At 42.6% G+C, this 24,840-nt stretch carries 25 protein-coding genes; 7 read left to right on the forward strand and 18 right to left on the reverse strand.

The genetic code is table 11. The annotated features are described in order from the left end of the window. Positions 1-32: 32 nt before the first annotated feature. Both E0H79_RS04930 and wrbA read right to left on the reverse strand, forming a co-directional pair. Entirely contained in the window at positions 33-224 is a 192-nt protein-coding gene (locus E0H79_RS04930) for a hypothetical protein (RefSeq protein WP_131261032.1), read from the reverse strand. A 410-nt stretch (positions 225-634) separates the two neighbouring features. Then, positions 635-1,231 carry an NAD(P)H:quinone oxidoreductase gene (gene wrbA / locus E0H79_RS04935; protein ID WP_026438329.1) on the reverse strand — a complete coding sequence of 199 codons (597 nt, stop codon included), beginning with the start codon at positions 1,229-1,231 and terminating at the stop codon, positions 635-637. 114 nt (positions 1,232-1,345) lie between these two features. Between wrbA and E0H79_RS04940 the strand changes: the two genes are divergently transcribed. After that, on the forward strand, positions 1,346-2,593 hold the full coding sequence (locus tag E0H79_RS04940; protein WP_131261034.1) for a YihY family inner membrane protein: 1,248 nt from the start codon (positions 1,346-1,348) through the stop codon (positions 2,591-2,593). A gap of 146 nt (positions 2,594-2,739) precedes the next feature. On the opposite strand, the gene E0H79_RS04945 is transcribed toward E0H79_RS04940, so the two are convergent. The 6 genes from E0H79_RS04945 to E0H79_RS04970 form a co-directional block, all read right to left on the reverse strand. Next, on the reverse strand, positions 2,740-3,678 hold the full coding sequence (locus E0H79_RS04945; protein ID WP_131261036.1) for a DMT family transporter: 939 nt from the start codon (positions 3,676-3,678) through the stop codon (positions 2,740-2,742). 166 nt (positions 3,679-3,844) lie between these two features. Next, positions 3,845-4,249, reverse strand: coding sequence for an ExbD/TolR family protein (locus tag E0H79_RS04950; protein WP_004976158.1), 405 nt, complete (start codon positions 4,247-4,249; stop codon positions 3,845-3,847). Beyond that, positions 4,249-4,872 (reverse strand): MotA/TolQ/ExbB proton channel family protein, encoded by a 624-nt coding sequence (locus E0H79_RS04955; RefSeq protein ID WP_096901723.1) that lies wholly within the window; start codon positions 4,870-4,872, stop codon positions 4,249-4,251. The genes E0H79_RS04950 and E0H79_RS04955 overlap by 1 nt, the downstream gene beginning before the upstream one ends. A 20-nt stretch (positions 4,873-4,892) precedes the next feature. Next, positions 4,893-5,684 carry an energy transducer TonB family protein gene (locus E0H79_RS04960; RefSeq protein ID WP_104853035.1) on the reverse strand — a complete coding sequence of 264 codons (792 nt, stop codon included), beginning with the start codon at positions 5,682-5,684 and terminating at the stop codon, positions 4,893-4,895. A gap of 261 nt (positions 5,685-5,945) precedes the next feature. After that, positions 5,946-6,812: a formyltetrahydrofolate deformylase gene (gene purU, locus E0H79_RS04965; RefSeq protein ID WP_004976151.1), complete on the reverse strand. Its 867-nt coding sequence runs from the start codon at positions 6,810-6,812 to the stop codon at positions 5,946-5,948. Positions 6,813-6,903: 91 nt separating this feature from the next. Continuing rightward, positions 6,904-7,605, reverse strand: a complete 702-nt coding sequence (locus E0H79_RS04970) for a TetR/AcrR family transcriptional regulator (protein WP_004976150.1) — start codon at positions 7,603-7,605, stop codon at positions 6,904-6,906. A gap of 117 nt (positions 7,606-7,722) precedes the next feature. Here E0H79_RS04970 and E0H79_RS04975 point away from each other — a divergent pair, with 117 nt between their 5' ends. The 4 genes from E0H79_RS04975 (at position 7,723) to E0H79_RS04990 (ending at position 11,617) form a co-directional block, all read left to right on the forward strand. Next, positions 7,723-9,171 carry a coniferyl aldehyde dehydrogenase gene (locus E0H79_RS04975; protein ID WP_004976148.1) on the forward strand — a complete coding sequence of 483 codons (1,449 nt, stop codon included), beginning with the start codon at positions 7,723-7,725 and terminating at the stop codon, positions 9,169-9,171. A 163-nt stretch (positions 9,172-9,334) separates the two neighbouring features. Continuing rightward, a complete protein-coding gene (rpmB, locus tag E0H79_RS04980) occupies positions 9,335-9,571 on the forward strand; it encodes a 50S ribosomal protein L28 (protein ID WP_004976147.1) in 237 nt (78 codons plus the stop codon). Between the two features lie 16 nt (positions 9,572-9,587). After that, positions 9,588-9,743: a 50S ribosomal protein L33 gene (gene rpmG / locus E0H79_RS04985; protein WP_004976146.1), complete on the forward strand. Its 156-nt coding sequence runs from the start codon at positions 9,588-9,590 to the stop codon at positions 9,741-9,743. A gap of 158 nt (positions 9,744-9,901) precedes the next feature. After that, positions 9,902-11,617, forward strand: coding sequence for a cation:proton antiporter (locus E0H79_RS04990; RefSeq protein WP_131261038.1), 1,716 nt, complete (start codon positions 9,902-9,904; stop codon positions 11,615-11,617). A 190-nt stretch (positions 11,618-11,807) separates the two neighbouring features. Here the strand turns inward: E0H79_RS04990 and E0H79_RS04995 are convergent, their stop codons facing one another. The 10 genes from E0H79_RS04995 to E0H79_RS05040 all read right to left on the reverse strand — a co-directional run bounded on the left by E0H79_RS04995 (position 11,808) and on the right by E0H79_RS05040 (position 21,808). After that, positions 11,808-12,086, reverse strand: coding sequence for a hypothetical protein (locus E0H79_RS04995; RefSeq protein WP_131261040.1), 279 nt, complete (start codon positions 12,084-12,086; stop codon positions 11,808-11,810). A gap of 103 nt (positions 12,087-12,189) precedes the next feature. After that, positions 12,190-12,693 (reverse strand): DUF6586 family protein, encoded by a 504-nt coding sequence (locus tag E0H79_RS05000; RefSeq protein WP_131261041.1) that lies wholly within the window; start codon positions 12,691-12,693, stop codon positions 12,190-12,192. 176 nt (positions 12,694-12,869) lie between these two features. Then, positions 12,870-13,124, reverse strand: a complete 255-nt coding sequence (locus E0H79_RS05005; RefSeq protein ID WP_004976139.1) for an RNA recognition motif domain-containing protein — start codon at positions 13,122-13,124, stop codon at positions 12,870-12,872. 79 nt (positions 13,125-13,203) lie between these two features. Beyond that, a complete protein-coding gene (locus E0H79_RS05010) occupies positions 13,204-15,192 on the reverse strand; it encodes an ATP-dependent helicase (RefSeq protein ID WP_131261043.1) in 1,989 nt (662 codons plus the stop codon). Positions 15,193-15,337: 145 nt separating this feature from the next. Then, positions 15,338-16,093, reverse strand: a complete 756-nt coding sequence (locus E0H79_RS05015) for a hypothetical protein (protein ID WP_131261045.1) — start codon at positions 16,091-16,093, stop codon at positions 15,338-15,340. A 14-nt stretch (positions 16,094-16,107) separates the two neighbouring features. After that, positions 16,108-17,076 carry an NYN domain-containing protein gene (locus E0H79_RS05020; protein ID WP_131261047.1) on the reverse strand — a complete coding sequence of 323 codons (969 nt, stop codon included), beginning with the start codon at positions 17,074-17,076 and terminating at the stop codon, positions 16,108-16,110. Between the two features lie 11 nt (positions 17,077-17,087). Continuing rightward, positions 17,088-19,727, reverse strand: a complete 2,640-nt coding sequence (gene topA / locus E0H79_RS05025) for a type I DNA topoisomerase (RefSeq protein WP_131261048.1) — start codon at positions 19,725-19,727, stop codon at positions 17,088-17,090. A gap of 34 nt (positions 19,728-19,761) precedes the next feature. Then, complete coding sequence (locus E0H79_RS05030; protein ID WP_004976129.1) at positions 19,762-20,211, reverse strand: ammonium transporter; 450 nt, start codon at positions 20,209-20,211, stop codon at positions 19,762-19,764. Positions 20,212-20,472: 261 nt separating this feature from the next. Next, positions 20,473-21,438 carry a hypothetical protein gene (locus E0H79_RS05035; protein ID WP_131261049.1) on the reverse strand — a complete coding sequence of 322 codons (966 nt, stop codon included), beginning with the start codon at positions 21,436-21,438 and terminating at the stop codon, positions 20,473-20,475. Between the two features lie 127 nt (positions 21,439-21,565). After that, complete coding sequence (locus tag E0H79_RS05040) at positions 21,566-21,808, reverse strand: SlyX family protein (protein WP_004976120.1); 243 nt, start codon at positions 21,806-21,808, stop codon at positions 21,566-21,568. Positions 21,809-21,843: 35 nt separating this feature from the next. On the opposite strand from E0H79_RS05040, the gene E0H79_RS05045 reads away from it, so the two are divergent. Together E0H79_RS05045 and E0H79_RS05050 are read left to right on the forward strand one after the other, a co-directional pair. Further along, the gene (locus E0H79_RS05045) at positions 21,844-23,751 is read left to right on the forward strand and encodes an ATP-binding cassette domain-containing protein (RefSeq protein WP_004976119.1); all 1,908 of its coding nucleotides are present in this window, start codon (positions 21,844-21,846) and stop codon (positions 23,749-23,751) included. A gap of 141 nt (positions 23,752-23,892) precedes the next feature. Continuing rightward, positions 23,893-24,828: a lauroyl acyltransferase gene (locus E0H79_RS05050; RefSeq protein ID WP_104853025.1), complete on the forward strand. Its 936-nt coding sequence runs from the start codon at positions 23,893-23,895 to the stop codon at positions 24,826-24,828. The last annotated feature ends 12 nt before the right edge of the window (positions 24,829-24,840 follow it).

Consider the following 24,840-nt stretch of genomic DNA (forward strand, 5'->3'; position numbering starts at 1 on the left):
ACATGGCAGCACTTTTTTGATTACATCTTTTTTTATTTTGCAGTACTGCTTGCAGAAGTCATCACAGGCTTTTGTGCCGCTAAATACTGTGCTTCCGCAGGTTGTTTTTCAATATGTTGTTCTTCTGGAAAGCTCAGACTATGCACAATTTCAGTCGCTGCAACACTCGACAATGAATATCCTAAACTCAATAGACTTAACCCAATCAGCATCCACTTATTCATTTTCACTTTTCCTCAATCTCTCATTTTTACAGCAGTCCATTGTGCTCAATACATTAGGGTCTGTTGACAATTCGTCTATGTTTGCGGCATGAGAGATATATCTCGCAAGGTTTTTTAGCTGATATAAGGCATGGGACAGGAAATTTAGTCATTCTAAATGACTGGCACATAACGCAATAGCAGCAAAAAATATGCTGCGTGAACCGTGACAGAAAACTCTGCTTTTAAAGCGGTTATTAGACGTGAAAAGAGAAAAACTGAATATCACTGCAAATGGTGATTTTAGGTGAAAAGTGAACTTATTTTTTAGCACGCTCAATGCTACATAAGCCAATCGAATTCAAGTACAAAAGATAAAAGCGTAAAACGATATCCACATTTTACGCTTCATCTTAATTAAAGAAAGAATCTCACATGCCCTGTAATTTTTTTACCATTTCACCTAGGCGTTGTCCTTGCGCTTCACAAAGGATTTTTTCATCCTGACTCAAAGCCTGATCGTGGCGCGGGCCGCTCACATGCGTTGCACCATACGGCGTACCGCCCGTTTTGGTATTTGATAAAGCAGGATGCGCATTATGCAATCCCATAATCATCATTCCGTGGTGAAACAATGGCGGCAACATGGTCAATAAGGTACTTTCCTGTCCACCATGCATCGAACCCGATGAGGTAAAAACGCAGGCAGGTTTATTGTGCAATGCGCCATTCAGCCACAGACTAGTGGTTTGATCCCAGAAATATTTCATTTCAGATGCCATATTGCCAAAACGTGTAGGTGAACCTAAAGCCAAACCTGCACAATTGGCCAAGTCATCCAAAGTACAATAAATATCACCTTCGGCAGGAATACTTGGCTCGGCTTGTTGCACCACGGTCGAGATATTTGGCACAGTTCTAATTTTAACGGGCATGCCACTAGCCTCTACCCCGTTGGCAATTAAATGTGCCATTTCTTTGGTAGAACCATATTTACTAAAGTACAAAACCAGAATATATGCTTGCATCATGCTAAGAAATCAGACTAAAAATGAAAACTATACGGTATTTTGCTGCTTTTTTGGTTAAGCTTAACCATGAAAACAGATAAAGATGATTAAAAAAGTTGAGACAGCCACTGTATGATCGTTGAGTATTTAAAGAAACTGCCTTTTTATGACAAACAATGGTTTCAATTTGTCTTATTTGTGCTGCGTCGCTTTGAAGCAGATCGCTGCCGTGAACAAGCAGGCTCTTTAACCTACACTACCCTGTTTGCCGTTGTACCTATGCTCACCGTATTTTTGGTGATCATCTCATCCATTAAGGCACTCGAACCTGCACGGCAACAATTACAACAACTGATTTACAGCAACTTTTTACCTAAAACCACCATCGCCTTTGATAAAGCCTTAAATGCCTTTACCGACAAATCTAGCAACTTAACCGTCATCGGGATTTTGTTTTTATTCGTGACCACGGTGATGATGCTGACCAGTATTGAAACTGTGTTTAACCGAATTTGGCGGGTTAAGGAAACCCGTGGCGGCATTATGGGTTTTATGCGTTACTGGACCATTATCTCATTAGGCCCTATTTTACTGGGCAGTGCTTTTGTCATTTCCTCAACTTTGGCATCTATGAATGTGCTGAGTAATAACTTTGCAGGTTATGAACTCAATGGCGCATTTATTTTATGGCTGATTTCATTTGCCCTAACCATTTTAGGTTTTTTTATTCTGAATTGGACCATTCCCAACCGCAGTGTACCTATTAAAGCCGCATTAATTGCGGGGGTTTTCAGTGCTGTTGTATTTGAATTTTTGAAAAACCTGTTTGGTTTTATTATGTCCAACTTCACCAGTTATGAAATTATTTATGGTGCTTTTGCTGCCGTACCTATTTTCTTACTGTGGATTTTCCTGTCTTGGAATATTGTGCTGTTAGGTGTTGAAATTAGTTATGCCTTGACCGCTTTTGAAGCCAGTCGCGAAAAAAAATGCCATCCGCTGCTCATGCTATTGGACTTACTGGAATTGTTTTACAAAAAACAAATGCGCGGAGAAAGTGTCACTGAAGCTGAAGCCTTAGATGTATTGGGACGTAATGAAATTGGGCGCTGGCCGTCTTATGTGCTGATGCTAGAACAACAAAATTTAATTAAACGTACTGAAAATGATGAATTTGTTTTGGTGCGCAATTTATCTCAGGTAGATTTTTGGAGTTTTTATTCACAGCTACCGTATTCATTGCCACGTCGTCAGGACTTGGCCAATGTCTATCCTGATGATGAATGGATGCAAAAACTTGGCCCCGTACTCAGTGAAACCGATGACTATTTGGCTGCCAAATTGTCGATTCCGCTCTCTAAGATTTTTGAAGAAAAATAATCTTGTACGCGCTCGCTAGATTTTAAATATCACCCATCTTCAAATTTAAACCCGTATTGAGCTACTAGGTTATTTGAAGATGATTTTTACATGACAACATTGCTGATGTTGAGTCTTGCTCAAGTTCATGGAAAAGCTGCAAATACTTATTTTCTTTTTAGTACTTGGGTTTTATGTTTAAACCAACATTGAGCATTCACCATCAACACCCCCAGCATGACCAAAACAGCCCCAATCATAAAACTTTGGCTCAAGCTTTCATTCAACAACCATACACCAAACAATACGCCAAATAATGGCGTTAAAAATGAAAACACGCCTAAACTGGATGCTAAATATTGTTTCAGCAACCAAAACCAAGCGAGATAGCTAATAAACGAAATCAATACCGCATGAAAAATCAAACTGCCTATGGCTAAGGCTGTCCAATAAATTTCAGCCTGTCCCATCCACCATGCCATCGGCAGTAAAATCAAAAAACCACCCATCAATTGGTAAAACAAAGTTTGTGTTGCAGGGGCTTCCGATAAACGACTTAGACGTACCGCAACAGTTGTGGCTGCCCAAAGTATGCCTGCACTCAGCGCAAGTAAATCGCCAAAAAGCATCTGGCTGAAGTTTTGGTGGCTCTCTTGTTGCACAGTATCACGCCATAAAAAAGTCACCGCTATGCCAGCAAAAGACAACAGAATCCCGCCCCATTGCAAGCGAGATAAACGCTCTGCAGGTAGTTTCCAATGCAACGCTAAAGCCACAAAAATAGGCGCGGTATATAGTAAAACCACCACATGCGACGCAGAAGTATATTGAATCGCCTGCCCTAACATAAAAAATTCTGCGGCAAATAAAATACCCACCAATATGCCTGCAGGCAGATATTCAGTCGAAGCCCATTGTGTATTTCTTGCAAGCAATAACAAAGGCAACACCATCACAGCAGACAAGCCTGAACGCAGTGCCAATTGCATCAAGGGTGAAATATCTGCCGCAGCAACTTTTAGCACCACTTGTTGCAGACCCCAAAAAACACACAAAATTAGCATCATACTGCTGGCTTTTGCATCAAGTGCTTGGCGTGAACTCATGGCTGAACCTGATCTGAGATAAAAAATAGACTTTAAAGTAAGCAGCGGACTCAACCTAAATCTTTTGGATATTCAACATCATTGAGTACTTGAGGAGTTTTGGCATTATGCGCGACTTTGCATAAAAAAAGCGACCTAAATAGATCGCTAATTTTTAAGGATTAACTTAATCATCTGTTGCGAAAGCAATATCACTGAGTCCGGCTTCACTCGCACGTGACATCACTTGCGCCACAGTATCATAACGCGCATCTTTATCTGCTCTTAACACCACGGTTGGCTGTTGAGCTTGCTGACTAGCATCATTAAAGCGGGTTTGCAACTCATCTAAACTAATGATTTGATCATCCCACGCCACTTCACCATTGGCATTGATACTGACCTGAATTTGCTCAGGCGGTAAATCAACAATTTCTGCGCTGGTTTGCGGTAAGGTTAATGGTATAGATGGGTTGGCAACGGTCGCTGTCACCAAAAAGATGATCATCAATACCAACATAATGTCGATCAGGGGAATAAGGTTCATCTCATTCATGCCTGAATCGTTGTCTTCACCCAATTGAAAAGCCATTAAACCTGACCTCCCACTAAACTTTGTTGTGTTGCATTCACTTCAGTTCTTTGAACAGAAGAATCTTGTTGCAACATGGTGTCAATCAACAAACTATGTGCATGATCTTGCAAATTTGTAGATAAGGTACGGTTCACACGCGAACAAATGTTGTAAGCAATCACGGCAGGAATCGCCACCGCCAAACCGAAGCCCGTCATAATCAACGCTTCACCAACAGGCGTTGCCACTTGAGCCAATCCCGCCTGACCGCTTTTTCCAACCGCAACGAGTGCATGGAAAATACCCCAAACTGTACCAAACAAACCCACAAACGGTGCTAATGACGCAATTGTACCCAGTACCGATACGCCTTTTTCTGCCGATGCTTTTTCTACCGAAATTTGACGCAATAAGGCTTGCTCAGCAACCGCTTTACGCTGCTCAAAATTTAAGGGCACCAGTTTTGCTTTAAGCTGATTTAAAGCCTGTGACAGTTGAGCATAAGCTTGTTGCTTCAATTGGCGCGTGCCTATCAAACGTAATGCGAAGATGGTCCATGTCGCAATCGACATCGCCAATAACACGAAATACAGCGTTTTGCTGACTGCATCTGCGTGTTGCCAATAGACGGAAAAGTTCATACTCGAACTCCTGTTGAAGGTTAGCCGTTAGGGTTCAATGTCAATTCAAAAGGCTGCTCAGCACGAATTGGATAAGCCACGCCATTTTCTTTGTACGGTTTGAATTTTGCACTACGCACTGCGCGTAAAATCTTTTGATCTAAAGCAGGTACACCACTAGAACGCGTAATTTGAGCATCGGTGATCACGCCTTTTTCATTGGCTTCAATCCGAACCACCACGTTACGGGTTTCTCCCTGTAAATCACGATTAGTATAAGAAGGTTTTGGAGAACGACTCCATTGCACGCCTGAGCCGCCAATCGACACTGTTTTTGGAGCAGAAGGTGCGACAGGAGCAGGTGCTGGCGCAACAGGTGCAACTGTCGGTTTCGGTGCAGGCTGTACCACTTTAGTTTCAGTCACCGTTGCTACAGGTGCAGGTTGCACCACACGTTCGACTGGTTTTTCTACGGGCTTCGCCACGGGTTTAGGGGCTTCTGCTTTTTTAACTTGCTGTACTTTTTCTACTTTTTTCGGTGGCGGTGGCAACGGTTTTTCTACCACAGGCACTTCTTTTACAGGCTGAGGCTTGGGTTTTTCAGGCTGTGGTTCAGCCTTAGGTTGCGGTGGCAACGGTTTAGGCTGTTCTTGAATTTTTACAAAGCGTACTTTTAAAGGTTCTTTTTCTATGGGCTTTAAGGTCGGAGTTTGCATTTGCCCCAATGCCCACAACACACCGACATGACCTAATGCAACCACAGCTAAAGCCGTCACAACTTTCTTTTTCATGGCATTGGGCATTTGTAGCATAGCGTTGGGAGATTGGTTCATTAAAGTCAGCGACCTTCAAAAGCAATTGCCAAACCATCACAGTTCCGAACGATCAAACTGATCGGTTAGCACAATTAAAGTAACGCAATAATAAATGAGAAGTGTTTTCATTTGCAACTATTTTTTAATAACAAACGTGAATCATCCAATAAATTTGCTATTTTAAAAACAGTTTAAATAAATGTTATAACATTACAATTTTAGCATAAAAAAACATGCCATGTCGGCATGTTTTAATTCGATTTTTAGATAGCTTTTACCCTATTGAAATACAACAGTTTTGTTGCCATCTACAATAATACGGTCTTCCAAATGCCATTTAACTGCACGTGCCAGTACATTACGTTCCACATCCTGACCCAATTCACGCAGTTGATCTACCGTAAAGTCGTGGTTTACACGCTCTACATCTTGCTCAATGATCGGACCTTGATCTAGGTCTGCTGTTACATAGTGTGCAGTTGCACCAATCAGTTTTACGCCTTTTTCATAAGCTTGTTTATATGGATTTGCGCCTACGAAAGCAGGCAGGAATGAATGGTGAATATTGATCACTTTCATTTCCCACTTAGAGACAAACTCTTCATCCAAAATTTGCATATAACGCGCCAATACCAACAAATCATTGCCTTGCATCAATTCATCAATTTTAGCGTAAGCTTCACGTTTATTTTCTTTATTAACAGGCACTACTTCAAACGGAATACCAAAGTTTTCTACCGCTTCACGCAAGGTGTCATGGTTCGACACCACTTTGGTAATTTCACATGGTAAACCACCACGTGAATGACGCCATAATAGTTCGAGCAAAGCATGATCAACTTTAGACACCAAAATGCCGACTTTTTTCACATCGCTGACCAAAGCCAAACGCCATTGCATTTCATAACGCTCTGCCACGTTAGAAGCAAAGGTTTGCAATAAGCTTTCTTTACGGCTTTGCAAGTGATCCAGTTCAAACTCAACCCGCATGAAATAACGCCCGCCCTGAGCTTCTGTTGCGTATTGATCAAGCGCGGTAATGTTGGCTCCTTGATGATACAAAAAGCTCGATACAGCCTGCACAATACCTGGCTTATCTTCACAGGTAATCAGTAAACGTGCAGTATTCGCAGTCGTCATATTCATGTTGTTTTTAGTCACTACTTGGTTAAATTGAAAAACAAGCCGAGTATTCTAGCGCGTTTCTCAGACATTCTAAATAGCCATTCTCAGTCTCTTAGTCGGCTTGAGTATTTTTACTGGATGATAAACTCTCAAACAGTTCAGATGTGCCTAGTGTTTCTAGTAAACGCTCATAGGTTGCACGACTTTCACCCCGTAAATATGCCCCTTCAAGGAACAGCATTTGACGTAAAGCCTGCCAAATCCATTTTTCTTCCAAATGGTTTGAATCGGTAATGTGACCCGACATATATAAGAAGTTCGTCCAGTTGGTCAGCACAATCCAAATATTGATAATCAAGGCTTCAATTTCTGACTCAGTCATTTGCATCAGACCCGCATCCACAAAGGCCTGATAAATTTTTTGTCCCTGCTGCATGACCTGTCCTGCAAAACGTGGATACATTTTGCGGAAATCTTCATTGGTTTCGACCAAATGATAGACATCACGATGCAAAAAACGATAAGCCCACAGCTGACTACTGAGAACCTGAAAATAACGAATTTTGTCATTGGCATCTAAGCCACGATTTTCAGGCAAAGCCAGCATTTCTAAAGTTTCTTGCTGATATTGTTCCATCAGCTCTTTAATAATTTCGTTCTTATTGCGGAAGTGGTAATACAAGTTTCCTGGGCTCATGCCCAGTTCTGCCGCAATATGATTGGTTGTTACCGAACGCTCACCACGCTCGTTAAACAATTGCAAACTCAATTGCAAAATACGTTCTTTGGTTTTCAACGTTTTGGTTTGAGACATCCTAAAAACAACCATTCTTTAAAATTTGGGGGGCATGAAAACATAAAGTCACTTGACTGATTAGAGTAAATACTCTAAAAATTAACTTATATTGCTTTTATTGAATGGTAACATGCCATGAACAGTCAAACAAAAACAACTTCAATGACCCCACATTCACCCGATTTACAACGTCTGGATGATATTTTGGCATTGCAGAAATATGCCTATCAGCGTCATCCTGTCCCAAGTGCCAAAGAACGCATTGAACGCTTAGCCCGCTTAAAACGTGTGATTGTGAAATATCAGGATCAATTTGCCGAAGCCATTAACCGTGACTATGGCAACCGCGCCATTGCAGAAACCAAAATTGGTGAATTACTTACCTGCTTGGAACATATCAAATATTACAGCAAAAACCTGACCGACTGGATGAAGCCATCTAAACGTCAGGTTGGTATTATCCACCAACCTGCAAAAGCATGGGTACAGTATCAACCTTTAGGGGTAATTGGCATTATTGCACCTTGGAACTATCCGCTGCTGTTGTCTTTAGGCCCACTGATCTGTGCTTTGGCTGCAGGCAACCATGCCATGATCAAAATTTCCAGTGCTTCTGCGCATTTTGGTAAAGTACTGGAAAACGCCATGAGCGAAGCATTTCCACAGGAATTGGTGGCAGTAATTAATGGCGGCGGTATTATTTCCGATGCGTTCTGTCATTTGCCTTTTGACAAAATTATTTTCACAGGCTCTACCGAAGTCGGCAAAACTGTAATGGCTGCCGCGTCACAAAACCTTGTGCCTGTCATTTTAGAACTAGGTGGAAAATCCCCTGTTTTGGTGCATCCATCTAGCGATATGGTCGATGTAGCGCAGCGTATTGCGGTAGGTAAACTCTGGAATGCTGGACAAACCTGTGTTGCACCCGACTATATGTTCTTGCCTAAAGGCAAAACTGCCGAATTTATGGAGCATTTCGAGCAATTTGTGACCGAAATGTATCCGCATATTCGTGATAACCAAGACTACACTTCTATTATTAATGACAAACAATATCGTCGCTTACAGGGCTATTTAGAAGATGCACGTGAGCGAGGTGCAAATATTATTGAAATTAATCCGCAAAGTGAAAATGTGGCTGCAACCCGTAAAATGGCACCAACGGTACTGACCAATGTCAGTCCAGACATGCAAATTATGCAAAATGAGATCTTTGGTCCAGTCCTGCCAATCTTAGAATATGAACAAATTGATGATGTAATCGAGTTTATTAATAGCCGACCGCGTCCTCTTGCTTTATACTATTTCGACTTTGATCAGGCGCGTGCCGACTATGTCGCACAGCGAACCCATTCAGGGCATTTCGGACTCAATACTGTATTGACCCACGTTGCACAAGATGACTTACCATTTGGTGGTGTTGGTGCATCGGGCATGGGGAAATATCACGGTCCAGAAGGTTTTTTCAGCTTGTCACATGAACGGTCGGTAATGTCTAATCCGAAGCTTTACAGCTTGAAGTTCATTCTCCCCCCATTTGATAAGCCGATTCATCGATTGATTTCGAAGACGCTTCTTCGTTAACTGATCAAGGCATGAGCTATCAAACACGCTCATGCTGTTTTTGAAGAAAATCGCTTGTCTTTTAAGCGTATTTTTGATATAAAACGCCCCTTGAATGAATTCATCCGTTTATTTTTGACTGGCCATACAGATTTGCTGTTGGCTAAATCAATGGAGTTACACCATGTCTAAGGTTTGCCAAGTTACCGGCAAGCGTCCAGTCGTTGGTAACAACGTCTCACACGCCAACAACAAAACTAAGCGCCGGTTCGAGCCGAACCTGCACAACCACCGTTTCTGGTTAGAAAGCGAAAAACGTTTCGTACGTCTTCGTTTAACCACTAAAGGTATGCGTATTATCGACAAATTGGGCATTGAAAAGGTTGTTGCTGACCTTCGTGCTCAAGGTCAAAAGATCTAAGTAAGGAGTCAGGACAATGCGTGATAAGATTCGCTTAGTTTCTACAGCTGGTACAGGTTATTTCTATACCACTACTAAAAACAAACGTACTATGCCGGAAAAAATGGAAATCAAAAAATTTGATCCAAAAATCCGTCAACACGTAGTTTTCAAAGAAGCTAAAATCAAATAATTTTAGCTTTTTTAAAAAACGACCTTATTCAGGTCGTTTTTTTTTGCACTTTTTTTGCCTCACTTGTTAAAATTTCCTCGTTTTCTTTTTTGGCACTATTTGTGCTTGTCTTATTTCAGTCTTTTGACCGCACCTTCACCATGGCTTAGGAGTTTCTCGTGCCTCATGATGTAGAACTCATCATCTTACTTGCCGTTGGTTTTAGCTTGGCACTGGTATTTGGCTATATCGCTGCGCGCTTACGCCTTCCACCGCTTATGGGCTATCTGATTGCAGGTGTCATCATTAGTCCCAACACACCGGGCATTGTGGCAGATATTCATCTTGCCAACCAATTGGCAGAACTTGGGGTCATGTTCCTCATGTTCGGTGTTGGCATGCATTTCTCGCTAAATGATTTAATGCAGGTACGACGCATTGCTTTGCCTGGTGCAGTATTGCAGATCGCCGTGGCGACCCTGCTCGGTGTAGGCGTGTCGATGATGTGGGGTTGGAGTTTTGGTTCTGCCTTAATTTTTGGCTTGAGTCTGTCTTGTGCCAGTACCGTTGTGCTCTTAAAAGCATTGGGTGATCGTGGCCTGCTCGACTCCGTGAACGGTAAAATTGCAGTTGGTTGGTTGCTAGTTGAAGACTTGGTGATGGTCTTGGCATTGGTGCTTTTGCCTGCCACAGCCGTATTACTGGGTGGACAAGCCTTAGAAAGTACCAATGATGAAAATATTTGGCTAACACTCGGACTGACTTTACTGAAAGTTTCAGGCTTTATTGCCTTTATGCTCATTGTTGGCAAACGCCTTGTGCCCTTCATTATGCAAATTGTGGCACGCTTAGGTTCACGGGAACTGTTTACTCTAACGGTAGTCGCTGCTGCCGTATCAATTGCTTTCGGTGCTTATAAAATCTTTGGCGTGTCGATGGCACTTGGGGCGTTCTTTGCGGGGATGGTGGTCAAAGAATCTGATTTTAGTCATCGCGCCGAAGAAGAAACTTTACCCTTACGTGAAATTTTCTCCATCCTGTTTTTCGTTGCTGTGGGCATGCTGTTTGACCCGCGTATTCTGATAGAAGAACCACTGCATGTTTTAGCTGTCGTCGGCATTATCATGGTGGGTAAAACCATTGCAGCCATGGCATTGGTCTTGTTCTTCCGCTATCCACTCAATACAGCCTTGACCGTAGGCGCGAGCTTGGCACAAATTGGTGAGTTTTCCTTTATTTTGGCAACGCTAGGTGTATCTTTACAACTGCTGTCACTAGAAGGACAAAACCTGATTTTAGCAGGCGCACTCATTTCAATTACCCTCAATTCCTTTGTTTTTTCTGCGATTGAGCCTGTGCAAAACTGGATTCGGGAACGCTCTTATTTGGCGCGTTTGCTTGAACGCAGCAATGACCCTTTAGCCATGCTGCCCGATGAAGTTTCTCAAGATTATTTACGTGATCAGGTGGTGATTGTTGGACATGGTGAAGTCGGACGCCGCATTACTCAAAATTTAATGGCTGAAAATATTAAGGTCGTGATTGCAGAAGAAAACCGTGAAATTGTCGAAGACTTACGCGAAAAAGGCATTGCTGCAGTCAGCGGCATTGCCACAGAAGCGGGTGTACTGATTCAGGCACATATTCAACATGCACGACTACTCGTTCTCTCGCCTATGGACATTCTGGATATTCATAAAATTGTGGATATTGCCAAAACCCTAAACCCTGAAATTCAGGTTTTGGTGTGTGCAGAAAGCAAAGCCGAAGCGGAAGTAATTCGTAAAGACAACATTGGTGAAGTGTATTTTGCCAAAGAAGAAATGGCGAAAAATATGAGCAATTATATTTTAAATCAAATTGAAATTGCCCATCATCAGCCACCAACGCATTGAGCATCATTCATCTAAAACCCATAGCCAAAATCACAAAAAGCGCACCGTTTAAGCTGCGCTTTTTTGTTGACGTATAGATTGGCTTTCACTGTGTTGATGAAAAACTATCTAATACTGTCCATGATTTTAACCAAAGCAGATAGACAATCTATTCATTAAAGATAGCTCATCACCGAAAGACCTTTTCGGATTAACTCATAAATTGCGGCTGTTCATCCACAATTTCGGCATGCCATTCATTGACCTGCTTTTCCAACAAGCCAAATAATGCCGCCTGAATCATGTGCTGTGCCACAACAGCCGTCTGATCGCCCAATATGGCTTTGACTTCGTCATTGAACTGGATTTTGACCAATGGCTCTTTCTCTGAGCCTGCATTACGCAATGCCAACTCGCCACCTTCAAGCTGAACCAGCTCTAAAATTGCTTCCTGATTACCAAATAATTCTTTCAATTGCTCTATAGACATATATCCTCCATGCTCGACATGGCGGCAAAGGCGCTTGCACTTTGCATCGTTCAGAATATTTATATCGGGCTGATCAGATTTTTTTCAAGGGCGTTTGGTCGGCTTAAAATTCCACCATTTCATTACGAAAACCATCAATCAACTGGGTTAAGTCACGATGCCATTCGCGCAAAATTTTCGTATCTGGTAGCCATGCTTGCGGAGATTGCGTGACTTTAATAATCAAATTGGATGACGTTTCCTGTTCAGGTTCTGGTGCACTTGGCTCGGGCGTGTACTGACATAAACGATAAGCGCGCTTTAATTCTGCAATAAAACCCGATTTGCTCAGTTGCTGCAAAATTGCCACTTCAGGGGAAATCTGCCCTTTGGCTGCCATCAATTCTTCAATTGATTTAAGGGTTGGATTACTGTCATTTAAACGATAATACCGTACCAATTCCTGCAAAAAAGCCAGTACGGCACCATTTAAATGAAACACCGCAGCTTCCCGATGCGCCTGCGCTTGCTGAACATACTCGGTTTGCTCTGCCTGTTGACATGAAAGACGGGCGAAATATAATTTCTGATTGGTACGATCTGCATGAAAACGAGCAATACGGGACATGAGCATTTCCTCAATTTAGCGTTCTAAGAAGCTTAGATTAAACCGATTTTCCTGCAACGCCCAATAAAAAAATACACTATTTTTACTGCGATAAAATCGCGCACCAAAGCAGTGCTCATCTCGTATTTTTACTAAAATTCACGCACAAAAAAGGAGCATTTTTTGCTCCCTTTGAACTATTTTGATGCAGGCTTATCTTCTGCTGCTTTGACACGTATTCCATGACCATGCAGACGCAAAGTATTCAGCGCTTTAATGGCTTTTACTGCCTCACGTGCATGTGGCATTTCTACAAATGCAAAACCTTTAGATTTTCCTGTTGCAGCATCCAACACCAAATTACAAGATTCTACAGTGCCATATTCCTGAAAAAGTTTTAACAATTCTTCTTCAGTAACAGTACGCTCTAAACTACGAACTAAAATTTTCATCTTACAACCTTAAAATAGGCAAAAAACATCAAAAAGCACTCGCCTACTCTACTTTTTGCAGGAAACCATGTGGCATAGTTTAATCGAGATCTATACCAAAATCTAAATTAATCGCTTGGCGTTCCACCAAGGCACTTTTCACAGTTTGCTGACGGGTACGGTGATGAGTTTCCATCGTACATAACTGCCGTGTCTGATCACTCAAAAAATAACTGTCCAGTTTGCGCCCTTGTTCATCTACCGTATCACGCGCCCATAAATTAAAATTTTGCTTGGTTAAAATCAGTTCATTTTGGGCACGGGTCAAAGCCACGTACAACACTCGACGTTCTTCTTCAATATCATCAAAACTGCCCTGCGCCCGTGCATGGGGGTACTGTCCTGCTGTCACATTCGCCACATAACAGACTTTTTGCTCAGTCCCTTTGGCAGAATGAATGGTGATTAAAGTGACCACATCGGTATCAGACTGGCGTTCAATTTCAGAAATAGACACAGGATCAAGCACGTATTCTTCTAAAAACTCACTTAACTGTGCATGCTTGCCCGCCAATTGTTGCACCAACTGAAAATCACCCTGACGACGATTCCAGTCTTTTTTATAGTTATCAGTCAATTGTTCCTGAATCGCTTCAATGCCTAAACCGACGCAAGCCGCAACTTCATGGCGTAAGACATCCATTTGCTTCATGATCAATAAAGTTTTTTCTGGCAAGCGTCCAAATTTTTCCAGCTTTTCAATCACCTTATCCATTGTGGGTTCAAGTAACAATTGCTGCGCCAACTTACTCGCACCGACATCACCCACGCCATTCCATAAAGTGAGAAAACGCATCCATGCAATATCATCTAAAGGATTGGCAATAACGCGCAATAAACTAAGTAAGTCTTTCACATGCGCAGTTTCCAAGAGCTTCATGCCGCCAATAAAACGATACGGCACACTTGCCGCAATACACGCGGCTTCAATATGTCGCGCTGCAAAACTCGAACGCACCAAGACCATGTGATCTGACCACGGCGCGCCTTGCAAGAAATGTCGCTCTTTAATATCAATCGCAATCCATTTGGCTTCATCAAATTCATTCGGGAAAATATGCATTTTGGGTTTGATGCCATCACCACGATGCGCCTGCAACCGTTTGTTATAGCGAATCTCACTTTGATCTAACAACCAATTGGACAGGTCTAAAATTTCCTGCGTAGAACGGTAATTTTGCTCTAATTTGAAAATTTGAGCATTGGGTACGCGCTCTGTGAAATGATGAATATTTTCAAAATCTGCACCACGGAAACCATAAATCGATTGTGCATCATCGCCCACACAAAACAAACCGACCCGATCTTTTAAAGGCTCAAGCAAAGCCCATTGCAAAGGATTGGTGTCCTGCATTTCATCGACCAGAAGATGCTGACAAATTGACGCGACATAATCGACCAGACCTTCCGACTGCGCCAATGCCGATGCCACCACAGCCAAAATATCGTCATAATCGAGAAAGCCACGTGCGCGTTTACGGCTTTCATATTCCTGCATAATTTCAGCAATTTGATCTTTCAGTGCCAAATATTCAGGCTGTTGTTTTTCTAAAGCCACACTCAGTTTTTGACGGGTATTCCGTGCAAAAGAATATAAATCACATAATTCTTGAGGCTTGGGCAACTGACTTGGATTTTTCTTATCATCTTTTCCGCGAATGAGGCGAAACATCATCAACTGATCATCACGATCAATAATTGAAAACTGCTCTAAGCCAAAAGCTTTAGGAATACGTCGTAACAAGTACATACAAAAAGTATGAAAGGTCGAAGCACGTAAGCCTTTGGCTTGCTCGCCCAGTGCCAACTCCACCCGTGCGACAATTTCACTCGCCGCACGGCGGGTAAAGGTCAAAATTTGAATTTGATTGGCTGGAATACCCTGATCAATCAAGTACGCTGCACGTGCCACAATGGTTTTGGTTTTGCCACAGCCTGCGCCAGCCAAGACCAGACTATGTTGATGTGCTGTCGTGGCTGCTTGTTTTTGCTGGGGATTCAATTCATCAATTAGGCTGGCTAAACTCATAGTGACTCATCGTACTGGGTGGATGAATAGTTTAACAGATCGGTTTAGGAATAAACCCATGAATATAAATGGCTCGGTTCATACTCAAGCACATACTTTTACACAGGCTCTATTAGAGATGTGGATAAGTACATGCTTATCCACATTATTTCCAACCCAATTCTATGGCAGTCATTTCGTTAATACGCGTCTGTTGTAGCGAGTCAGGCATCTTACTTTTGTTTTGCGAAAGTGGCACATAAGCTGCCATCAGTTCAGCCTGTCGTTGTGGATATAACGGTTGCTGATTTGGGTCTGCATAACCAATCGGATAAATCGGCTGACCTGTGCTCAAATCGTATTTATCTGTGGCACCAAAGGTATGCAGTAATTCATGCACCATCACCATCGTATTACGCTGACTGTGCGCAGCAGAAGCAAATAAATTCACCGAGCCAATTTTGCCTTTTTGCAAAGCGGTGGAATGCTTCAAAATTTGAGTTTGACTCGGATCATAATAATTCAGGTACAGCGTCACTGTTGCTGTACCATCACTGCTTTGTCGTTGCTGCCAAGCGTAAAAGCGGAACTTTAAACTCCAAAGTACAGTGCTAAGCAGCGATGCCTGCTCAGGCACTTTCGGTGGCAACTGCTTTAATTCTCGCCCCTGCTTGAAATAGAGCGCAAGCGGTTGCCCACGATACTGCAAAGAAGCTTGTTTTAGATAGTCTTGAGCAGAATTTAAATTATTGATATTTAATGTATTGATATAGTTTTGGGTGTTTGATCGTCCATCGGCATTGATTGGGTGTAACAATACGATGATGGGCTTATTCCAGTCTTGGCTCTGATCACGCCAAGCATTGACTGCAACGACCAGCAAAACCAGCAATAAGCATAAAATTCGGATTTTTTTCCACATGAATTAGGACAACATTAAGACATCAGCTTGCCGACTTTAACACGATTGTGATCACTGGAAAATTCCAACCAACCACTGTGTATTGAAAGTATAGCTGACTGTGTATTTTCAAATCCCTGATTTTGAATATTAAAGTAGGGATCATTTTGTTCGATATGTTGAATAATCTCGGAAATTTTTGCCCAACCTGCCTGATCTGCAAGTTGCTGAATGGTTTTTTGGACAAGTTTGACAAACGTACTAAAACTACGCTTTCTCAAATACATCTGACTGCCCTGTAATTTGGTTTCAAATAAACCCAAGGCTTTAATTAAACCAGAGAGTTTATCGTAACCATAGTTTCGGGTGTCAAAGTCGGGCTTGACCGAGCTGATATACGTACCAATTGCCCCTAAATAAGCCCAACCACTATCATCGGCATTTTCTTTGACCGCTTTATAAATCAGGTTCAAGGTGTATTTATCTATGCTGAGTGCAACATCGGTAACTTTATTATTTTTCCCTTTCTGATCAGATTCTTCTGCTACCGCAGCTTTTTCAGCTTCGGACACCAAGTTTTCTACATAAATAAATTTATCGCAGGCTTTACGAAAAGCTTCAGGCGTATTACTACGCCCAAAACCATAAACGATTAAACCACTTTCACGAATGCGAGAGGCTAAAGGCGTGAAATCACTGTCGCTAGATACAATACAAAAACCATCTAAAGCACCGCTATACAACAAATCCATGGCATCGATAATTAAAATCATATCGGTGGCATCTTTGCTTTTGGTATAAGCAAATTGCTGTACAGGCGTAATGGCGTGCGGTAAAAGTACATCACGCCATTTTTTTAGACTTTCGCTGCTCCAGTCACCATACACGCGCTTTACACTGGCGATGCCATACTTCGCCACTTCTTCCAATACAGACTCAATCGAGTTGACCGATGAGTTATCTGCATCGATTAAAATGGCGAATTTTTTTGGCTTCAACTCCATAACAGATCGTGTTAAGCCTCAACCCACTTACCATCTTGGTAAACCAATGACCATTTGGTTTGTTTGCCTTCAGGCGTTTCCGAACCAATATATTGCGCTTGATTCTTACGGCTGAATTTCACCAAGGTTGGATTACCTTCTGGGTCTGCATCAGGTGCTTGCAAAATAAACTGATATTTTGGATCAAGCTGTTCTGCCACCGTACGCAACTCAGCCACTTTCGGGGCACGGGTTTCACGCACTTTCGGGAACTTGCTAGCTGCCAAGAATAAACCTGCTGCACCATCACGTAGTACAAAAAAGTCATCGTGTTTGGTCGAGCGTAAATGCTCCATTTTAATTGGATCAACGCGCGGTGGCGCAGGTTGACCATTCTTGAGCACTTTACGCGTGTTTTCACAACTGGTGCAGGCAAAATAAGGGCCAAAACGACCTGTTTTCAGCTGCATTTCGCCATCACACTTGTCACAAGGAATGGTTGGACCATCATAGCCTTTAATTTTGAACTCGCCTTCTTCAAGCTCAAAACCTGAACAGTCTGGGTTATTCCCACAAATGTGCAGTTTACGACCGCCATCAATTACATAACTGTCCATGGCTGTTTCACAAATTGGACAGCGCTTTTTAGACATCAAATCTGCGGTTTCAGCGGCATCATCATCGGATAAGGCGGCAAGTGATTCTACAGGTGTCAGGTTCAGCGTTCCCTTACAACGCTCTTTTGGCGGCAAGTTATAGCCTGAGCAGCCTAAGAATACGCCTGTTGTACCTGTACGAATCTGCATTGGACGTGAACATTCTTTACAATGTACTGCATCAACCTCTACAGGTAGATTACGGCGCATGCCTTGTTCGCCCTGTGCATTGGTCAAACGCTGCTTGAAGTCACCATAAAAACTGTTGAGTAAGTCTTTCCAGTTACGTTCTCCATCTGCAACTTTATCCAGCTGACCTTCCAAGTCTGCTGTAAAATCGTAGTTCATCAGGTTATTAAAACTTTCATCCAGACGATCTGTAACAATCTCACCCATTTTTTCGGCAAACAGACGACGGTTTTCCAGTTTGACATAACCACGGTCTTGAATAGTTGAAATAATCGCAGCATAGGTCGATGGACGTCCAATACCTTTTTTCTCAAGCTCTTTCACCAAAGAGGCTTCGGTAAAACGCGCAGGCGGTTTGGTAAAGTGTTGTGATGGATCAAGCTTCTCTAATTTAAGAATTTCACCGACTTTAACTGCAGGCAGTAACACATCATCATCCGATTTGTTTTGCCCACGCACTTTGGTAAAGCCATCAAAAACTAGCGTACGACCTTTGGCTTTTAACTCGACACCATTGGCATCAACCAAAATGGTCGATGATAAATATTCGGCTGGTGTCATTTGGCAAGCGACGAACTGACGCCAAATCAGATCATATAAACGCTGTGCATCGCGCTCTACACCCACCAAACTGTCGCCTTTAAGCGCAACATTAGATGGACGAATCGCTTCGTGCGCTTCTTGTGCGCCTGCTTTATTGCCATAACGATTTGGTTTAGCAGGCAGATATTTTTGACCAAACTCCGCTTCAATATGCGTACGCACCATATTGACCGCGTCATCACTCAGGAAGGTCGAGTCTGTACGCATATAGGTGATAAAACCTGCCTCATACAAACGCTGTGCTAGCATCATGGTTTTCTTGACTGAAAAACCAAGACGGGTACTCGCAGCCTGTTGCAGCGTTGACGTGATATACGGCGCACTTGGGTTGACTTTGGTCGGCTTATCTTCACGTGCAGATACGGTGTATTGCGCATCTTTAATCAAGTTCAGTAAAGCATCGGTTTCAGCTTTGTTGCGTAACTTGAGGGTTTTACCCGCTTGCTTAACCGCTTCTAGACGAATGTCATCTTTTTCAGATTTAGTATCTGCAAAGACTTGCCAATATTCTTCGGGTACAAAGGCGCGAATTTCACGCTCGCGCTCCACAACCAGCTTCACCGCAACTGACTGCACTCGTCCTGCCGATAAACCACGGGCAATTTTTTCCCAGAGCAGTGGCGAAATCATAAAACCCACCACGCGATCTAAGAAACGACGTGCCTGTTGGGCATTGACTTTGTTGGTATCTAAACGCGCAGGATGCTTAAAGGCTTCTTGAATCGCATTTTTGGTAATTTCGTTAAACACGACACGTTGATAACGTGAGTCATCTCCACCAATGACTTCTTTTAAGTGCCACGCAATCGCTTCCCCTTCACGGTCCAAGTCCGTTGCGAGATAGACTTCATCGACCTGCGATGCCAGTTTTTTTAATTCAGCGACTACATTTTCTTTGCCTGGCAGCACTTCATAGTGTGCTTTCCAGTCATGTTCAGGATCAACCCCCATACGGTTGACTAATGCTTGTTGAGCTTTTTCAGCTTTCTGAGCCTCGGTCAGTTTGGTTCGGGTGGTGGTTTTCTTTTCTGTGGTTTTTGCGCCACCACTGGTTGGCAAATCACGCACGTGACCGACCGAAGACTTCACAATGTAGTCCGAACCAAGATATTTATTGATTGTTTTCGCTTTTGCAGGCGACTCCACAATCACTAAGGCACGTTTGTGACCAGCTTCAGATTTGGCTGCAGTGCTTTTGGATGTGGACCGAGGAGCGTTCGCCATAAGTAACCGTATTTCCTATTTAATGGTTTAAAAATTAACGTTCAGCCAAGCTATGTAAAAAGGCTTTCATCTCATCTAATTGAGTTGCGCGAAGATCGGCTTCTTCATCCCAATAGATTCCTACACAGTTTGCCTGCATATCAATAGCATAAATGCCCTTTAATGCAATGGGTAAGCCTTGGAATTTCTCATCGCCATGCAACAGTTCTAGCTTTTGGTCTGTCACTAAAGCACGCATTAACGGTAAACGTGCATCGGCAATGAGTACACTGTAATACGCCACCATACTGGCACGTGATTCCGTGGCTTTCGGGATTTTTGTCCAGTCAGGCGCAACCACCAAACGAGGGTGTAGTCCCATTTTTCGGGCTTTTTCACGCATCAATCCTAAAGCTTTTTCTCTTGGGCTGACACGCAGACCAAAAATAGAGCCCATCACAAATATAATGATGGCAACGGCAACCCAAATTCCAGTATTTTCCATAGTACAACCTTTCTATTCTTATATTAGAGTTGCATAAGCACAATATAAAACGCAAGATTAAAATAAGCTGTGATTTATTTATTTCAAGTGTTTTAGTCTATCTGCCTACAAACAGCTTAAAATCGTCTTACGTGAAAAGGCATCATTTTCAAAACTTTAAATGGTTGATAAATGATGACTTAAATCAGTCGTATCGATAAAAAACTATCTTGCAGATGGGTTTTAAATCGACTCATGCCATTAATCGAAAAATTCTAAAACTTAGCTTAAAAACATCTCATGACTATATAGCACTTCATGTCCATTCCAATAAATATAGCCTTTTTCAATCAGTTCTTTGAGCAATAAACGAATATCAGATTTTGGAAATAACCGTTCCAGCAAATCACGCAATTCATAAATATCTTTTGGTTTTTCACCTTTTAGCTCACGTAACTTTTTGGCAACTTCCCATTGCACAGGGTCAATTTGGCTAAAGTTTTTAAATAAACTGTGCTGAGGATGTGGCTCTACGGCTTCAGTTTGCGCCACGATTGTAGAAGTGACTGTCGCCTCTTGCGTAGATTCTTCCACGACATCTAGGTCAAGTTGTACCCACTGCTTCAGTACTTTTTTACGAAAGCTAATTTGATCATCCACTCGCTTTACAATTTTCAGGTTCATCAACATGCCAACCACATGCTGCACTTTGTCTGCCTCAAGTTGCAAAATATTGGCAATCGAGTTTTTTAAAGCCTCTACGTTGGTTGGCTTGCCTGACATTTTTGCCAACGCATCACAATACTTTTTTACCAACAGCAATTCAGGTTTGTTGCGAATTGCCATTGGGCTTGGTAAACGATTTTTGCTTTTCCCAGACTGCGTTTCAGGCTGAATATGAATCAGGTGACAGGCAATTTCAGATGCTTGCAACATTTCCATTAAAATCTGAATACTATCAGCCGCAGAAATCACTTCAACTTGTGTTTCTGGCTCTAGCAGTGCCATCAGTTGCCCCACCACCACCGCATATTCAAACTCTTTAAACTCTGCGCGCGGGCTGTCTAAAATCATAAGTTGACCCGTACTGATCCAGCCAGCGAGTTCAGTTAAATCCTGCAAGTTATATTCAAATTTTCCTGCACAATTAAACAGATACACACTCGGATGATGCTCAATAATTTCTCGCAACAAAGTCGCGGTAGGCTGGTTGTTTTCAAGGTCAAGTAACACAACTTTAAAGGACATAAACTTTAGCGGACACAATAGGGTTTAAAAGATTCAGGCACAGCAGCCGAGCATTACAGCGGGAAGTACAGCAAAGGTCAAATTAAAATCAGCACGGAAACCAATACCGTTGATTAAGTACGATTGATTAATAGTGTGGTGGGCGATTGGTCATCGGGTCAAATGGTGCAATCCCATCCGACAAATCTGCCGACTCTACCCGCTGATATAACAACTGCATTTGTTTCTTTAAATCAGCAATTTCCAGACTTTGATGAACCACTTGTTCATTCAATTGCTCAACTAAATCGTCCAAAAATGCAATTCGCACTTGCAAATCTTCAATGGGTGCGGAAAATGACGCCTGATCATCTATACTTTGTTTAGTCATTTCAAATCCTCATTTGAGATTTTTTAGGAAACACTATGGCCTATATTACTTTAAGGGATGTCCAACTTGCATTTGGTGGACCTGCCTTGCTCGACGGCGCGAATTTTAACCTAGAACGTGGCGAACGAGTGTGTTTGATTGGCCGTAATGGAGAAGGTAAGTCTACTCTACTTAAACTGATTGAAGGAAGTTTACTGCCCGATGCAGGTGAAGTGTCTATTCAAAATGGCATCACCATTGCCATGTTGGCGCAAGATGTGCCCATGGATTCAGGCAAAGTCGCCGATATTGTTGCTGATGGTGCAGGCGAAGCTGCTGCAGTATTAAAAGCCTATCACGAAGCCAGTGATGCCTGTGTATTGGGCGATATGGATGCCTGTGACCGTATGGGGAACTTGCAACACAAGCTAGATCAGCTTGATGGCTGGGCGCTAGAAAATAAGGTCAATGCCATTTTAAGTAAAATGGGACTTGATCCAAATGCCGACTTGGCCGATTTATCGGGTGGACGTAAACGTCGTGTGTTGTTGGCACGTGCCCTACTCACCCAACCTGACGTATTGTTGCTAGATGAGCCGACCAACCACTTAGATGTGGAAAGTATTGAATGGCTAGAAAAATTTTTACTCGATCAAAATAATTTAACTCTACTGTTTATTTCGCATGACCGTGCTTTTGTCGATAGTATCGCCACCCGCATTGTCGAGTTAGATCGTGGTGTATTACGCAGCTACGAAGGCAACTATTCGCGTTATTTAGATTTAAAAGCGCAGCAACTTGAAGCTGAAGAAAAACAAAATGCGCTGTTTGATAAAAAACTGGCCGAAGAAGAAGCATGGATTCGTCAAGGCATTAAAGCACGTCGTACCCGCAACGAAGGACGTGTGCGTGCTTTAAAAGCCTTACGTGAAGAATCCAAAGCACGTCGCTTCCAACAAGGCAAAGTCAATATGGCAGCGCAGGAAGCCAATCGCTCAGGTAAACTGGTCTTTGATATTGAACATTTACAAGTGGCCTTTGGCAATCAAGCTCCAATTATCAAAGACTTTTCAACATTGGTATTACGTGGCGACCGTATTGGTTTAGTTGGTGATAACGGTGTCGGTAAAACCACTCTGATTAAAGCCATTTTAGGTGAAATTGAGCATGGCGGCTCTGTCAAAACAGGAACACAACTGGAAATTGCCTATTTTGACCAATTGCGTAACGTCTTGGATTTGGAAAAGTCGGTCAAAGATAACGTGTCTGAAGGTTCAGATTTTGTTGATGTGAACGGACAACGTCGTCATATCTATAGTTATTTACAAGACTTTTTATTCTCACCAGAACGTGCGCGCACGCCTGTTAAAGCCTTGTCTGGCGGTGAACGCAACCGTATTTTACTGGCAAAATTATTACTCAAACCATCTAACCTGATAGTGATGGATGAGCCGACCAACGACTTGGATATGGTCACTTTAGAATTGCTTGAGGAAATGCTCAGCGACTATAAAGGCACCTTATTGCTGATTTCACACGACCGTGCCTTTATGGACAACGTGGTGACTTCAACTTGGGTATTTGATGGCAAAGGCAATATTGATGAATATATTGGCGGCTATCAGGACTATTTGCAGCAACGCCCAGACCAAACTGTGGTTGATCAAAAAAGTGATGTTAAAAAAGCCGTTGCCAAAGCCGAAGCGGCTGCAGCAGCACCAACGGCTAAAAAAGTAAAATTGAGCTACAAAGATCAACGTGCTTTAGAGCAGTTGCCAGGTGAAATTGAAGCACTGGAACAGGAACAAACCGAATTGGCTGAAAAACTGGCGGATGGTTCTTGGTTTGTAACAGATGCCAATGCAGCCACCAAAGCCTCACAGCGTTTGGCTGAAATTGATGAAGAACTGCTGGAAAAACTGGAGCGTTGGGACGAACTGGAAAACTTGGCGAATGGTAACTAGGGTCTATTGACACTTCGTCTACGCTTGTCCTGAAAGACTTCGCAAAACCGTTTTAAGCATCTTTCCCATTGGACAGATGCTTTTAAATTTTAAAATCGGTTCGTGCTAAACTGCAACGATACAACACTTTACACGGTCATTATGAGTCAACACACTGAATATCAACCAGGCGAATTTCAATGGTCTTTCCTGTTGCCAAAATATTGGGGCATCTGGATTGGCATTGTCTGCCTGATGATTTTAGCCATTTTGCCGTGGGCGATTCAGTATCGTTTGGCGCAGCTTTTAGGCAATCTTGCCTTTAACAGCATGAAGTCACGTCGCGTAACTACGTTACGCAATTTGGAAGTGTGTTTTCCTGAATGGAGCGAGGCTGAAGTACATGAAAATGCTCGCCAAGTCTTTGTTGATCAAATGCTGGGCGTATTTGAAACCTTAAATGCATGGTACTGTCCACAGTGGTTTAAAGGACGCACTCAGGTTGAAGGTTTGGAACATATTCAGCAAGCCCAAGCAGATGGTCGCGGGGTTTTATTGTTAGGCACACATTCTACTCTGCTAGATGCAGGTGGCTATGTCTGTGCACAATATTTTGACCCCGATGTGGTCTATCGTCCACAAAACAATCCCTTACTGGACATGCTGATTTACCGTTGTCGCGCCACCATTTACGGTCATCAAATTGACCACGATGACATGCGTGGTTTAATCCGCCACTTAAAAAATGGTCGTGCCATTTGGTATAGCCCAGATCAGGACTTTGGTTTAAAACAAGGTGTTATGGCGCCATTTTTTGGCGTGCCTGCTGCGACAGTTACAGCGCATCGTCGTTTACTTAAAATGACCAAAGCCGCAGCAATTCCGTTATATTTTTACCGTACAGGTGAGCTTTCCAACCCTCAATATAAAGTCTTGATTGAACCTGAACTGCTGGATTTCCCAAGCGCAGATGAAGTTGCAGATGCAACGCGCACCAATTTCATTATTGAGCAGCAATTACGGATCGCTCCTACCCAATATATGTGGTTTCATCGTCGGTTTAAGAGCCGCCCCGAAGGTTATGACAGTATTTACTAATCTGTACGGCAG

The sequence above is a fragment of the Acinetobacter sp. ANC 5045 genome (assembly GCF_004331005.1).
In the GTDB taxonomy this organism is placed as follows: domain Bacteria; phylum Pseudomonadota; class Gammaproteobacteria; order Pseudomonadales; family Moraxellaceae; genus Acinetobacter; species Acinetobacter towneri.

Excerpts from the sequence above, each read along its gene's own strand:
- wrbA (WP_026438329.1), bottom strand. The coding sequence starts at position 1,231 with ATGCAAGCATATATTCTGGTTTTGTACTTTAGTAAATATGGTTCTACC.
- E0H79_RS05020 (WP_131261047.1), bottom strand. The coding sequence starts at position 17,076 with ATGGAGTTGAAGCCAAAAAAATTCGCCATTTTAATCGATGCAGATAAC.
- E0H79_RS05015 (WP_131261045.1), bottom strand. The coding sequence starts at position 16,093 with ATGTGGAAAAAAATCCGAATTTTATGCTTATTGCTGGTTTTGCTGGTC.
- E0H79_RS04950 (WP_004976158.1), bottom strand. The coding sequence starts at position 4,249 with ATGGCTTTTCAATTGGGTGAAGACAACGATTCAGGCATGAATGAGATG.
- E0H79_RS05000 (WP_131261041.1), bottom strand. The coding sequence starts at position 12,693 with ATGTCCCGTATTGCTCGTTTTCATGCAGATCGTACCAATCAGAAATTA.
- E0H79_RS04930 (WP_131261032.1), bottom strand. The coding sequence starts at position 224 with ATGAATAAGTGGATGCTGATTGGGTTAAGTCTATTGAGTTTAGGATAT.
- E0H79_RS04960 (WP_104853035.1), bottom strand. The coding sequence starts at position 5,684 with ATGAACCAATCTCCCAACGCTATGCTACAAATGCCCAATGCCATGAAA.
- E0H79_RS05030 (WP_004976129.1), bottom strand. The coding sequence starts at position 20,211 with ATGGAAAATACTGGAATTTGGGTTGCCGTTGCCATCATTATATTTGTG.
- E0H79_RS04955 (WP_096901723.1), bottom strand. The coding sequence starts at position 4,872 with ATGAACTTTTCCGTCTATTGGCAACACGCAGATGCAGTCAGCAAAACG.
- rpmG (WP_004976146.1), top strand. The coding sequence starts at position 9,588 with ATGCGTGATAAGATTCGCTTAGTTTCTACAGCTGGTACAGGTTATTTC.
- E0H79_RS04945 (WP_131261036.1), bottom strand. The coding sequence starts at position 3,678 with ATGAGTTCACGCCAAGCACTTGATGCAAAAGCCAGCAGTATGATGCTA.
- E0H79_RS04995 (WP_131261040.1), bottom strand. The coding sequence starts at position 12,086 with ATGTCTATAGAGCAATTGAAAGAATTATTTGGTAATCAGGAAGCAATT.
- E0H79_RS05035 (WP_131261049.1), bottom strand. The coding sequence starts at position 21,438 with ATGTCCTTTAAAGTTGTGTTACTTGACCTTGAAAACAACCAGCCTACC.
- E0H79_RS04970 (WP_004976150.1), bottom strand. The coding sequence starts at position 7,605 with ATGTCTCAAACCAAAACGTTGAAAACCAAAGAACGTATTTTGCAATTG.
- rpmB (WP_004976147.1), top strand. The coding sequence starts at position 9,335 with ATGTCTAAGGTTTGCCAAGTTACCGGCAAGCGTCCAGTCGTTGGTAAC.
- E0H79_RS05045 (WP_004976119.1), top strand. The coding sequence starts at position 21,844 with ATGGCCTATATTACTTTAAGGGATGTCCAACTTGCATTTGGTGGACCT.
- E0H79_RS05005 (WP_004976139.1), bottom strand. The coding sequence starts at position 13,124 with ATGAAAATTTTAGTTCGTAGTTTAGAGCGTACTGTTACTGAAGAAGAA.
- E0H79_RS04940 (WP_131261034.1), top strand. The coding sequence starts at position 1,346 with ATGATCGTTGAGTATTTAAAGAAACTGCCTTTTTATGACAAACAATGG.
- topA (WP_131261048.1), bottom strand. The coding sequence starts at position 19,727 with ATGGCGAACGCTCCTCGGTCCACATCCAAAAGCACTGCAGCCAAATCT.
- E0H79_RS05010 (WP_131261043.1), bottom strand. The coding sequence starts at position 15,192 with ATGAGTTTAGCCAGCCTAATTGATGAATTGAATCCCCAGCAAAAACAA.
- E0H79_RS05050 (WP_104853025.1), top strand. The coding sequence starts at position 23,893 with ATGAGTCAACACACTGAATATCAACCAGGCGAATTTCAATGGTCTTTC.
- E0H79_RS04975 (WP_004976148.1), top strand. The coding sequence starts at position 7,723 with ATGAACAGTCAAACAAAAACAACTTCAATGACCCCACATTCACCCGAT.
- E0H79_RS05040 (WP_004976120.1), bottom strand. The coding sequence starts at position 21,808 with ATGACTAAACAAAGTATAGATGATCAGGCGTCATTTTCCGCACCCATT.
- purU (WP_004976151.1), bottom strand. The coding sequence starts at position 6,812 with ATGAATATGACGACTGCGAATACTGCACGTTTACTGATTACCTGTGAA.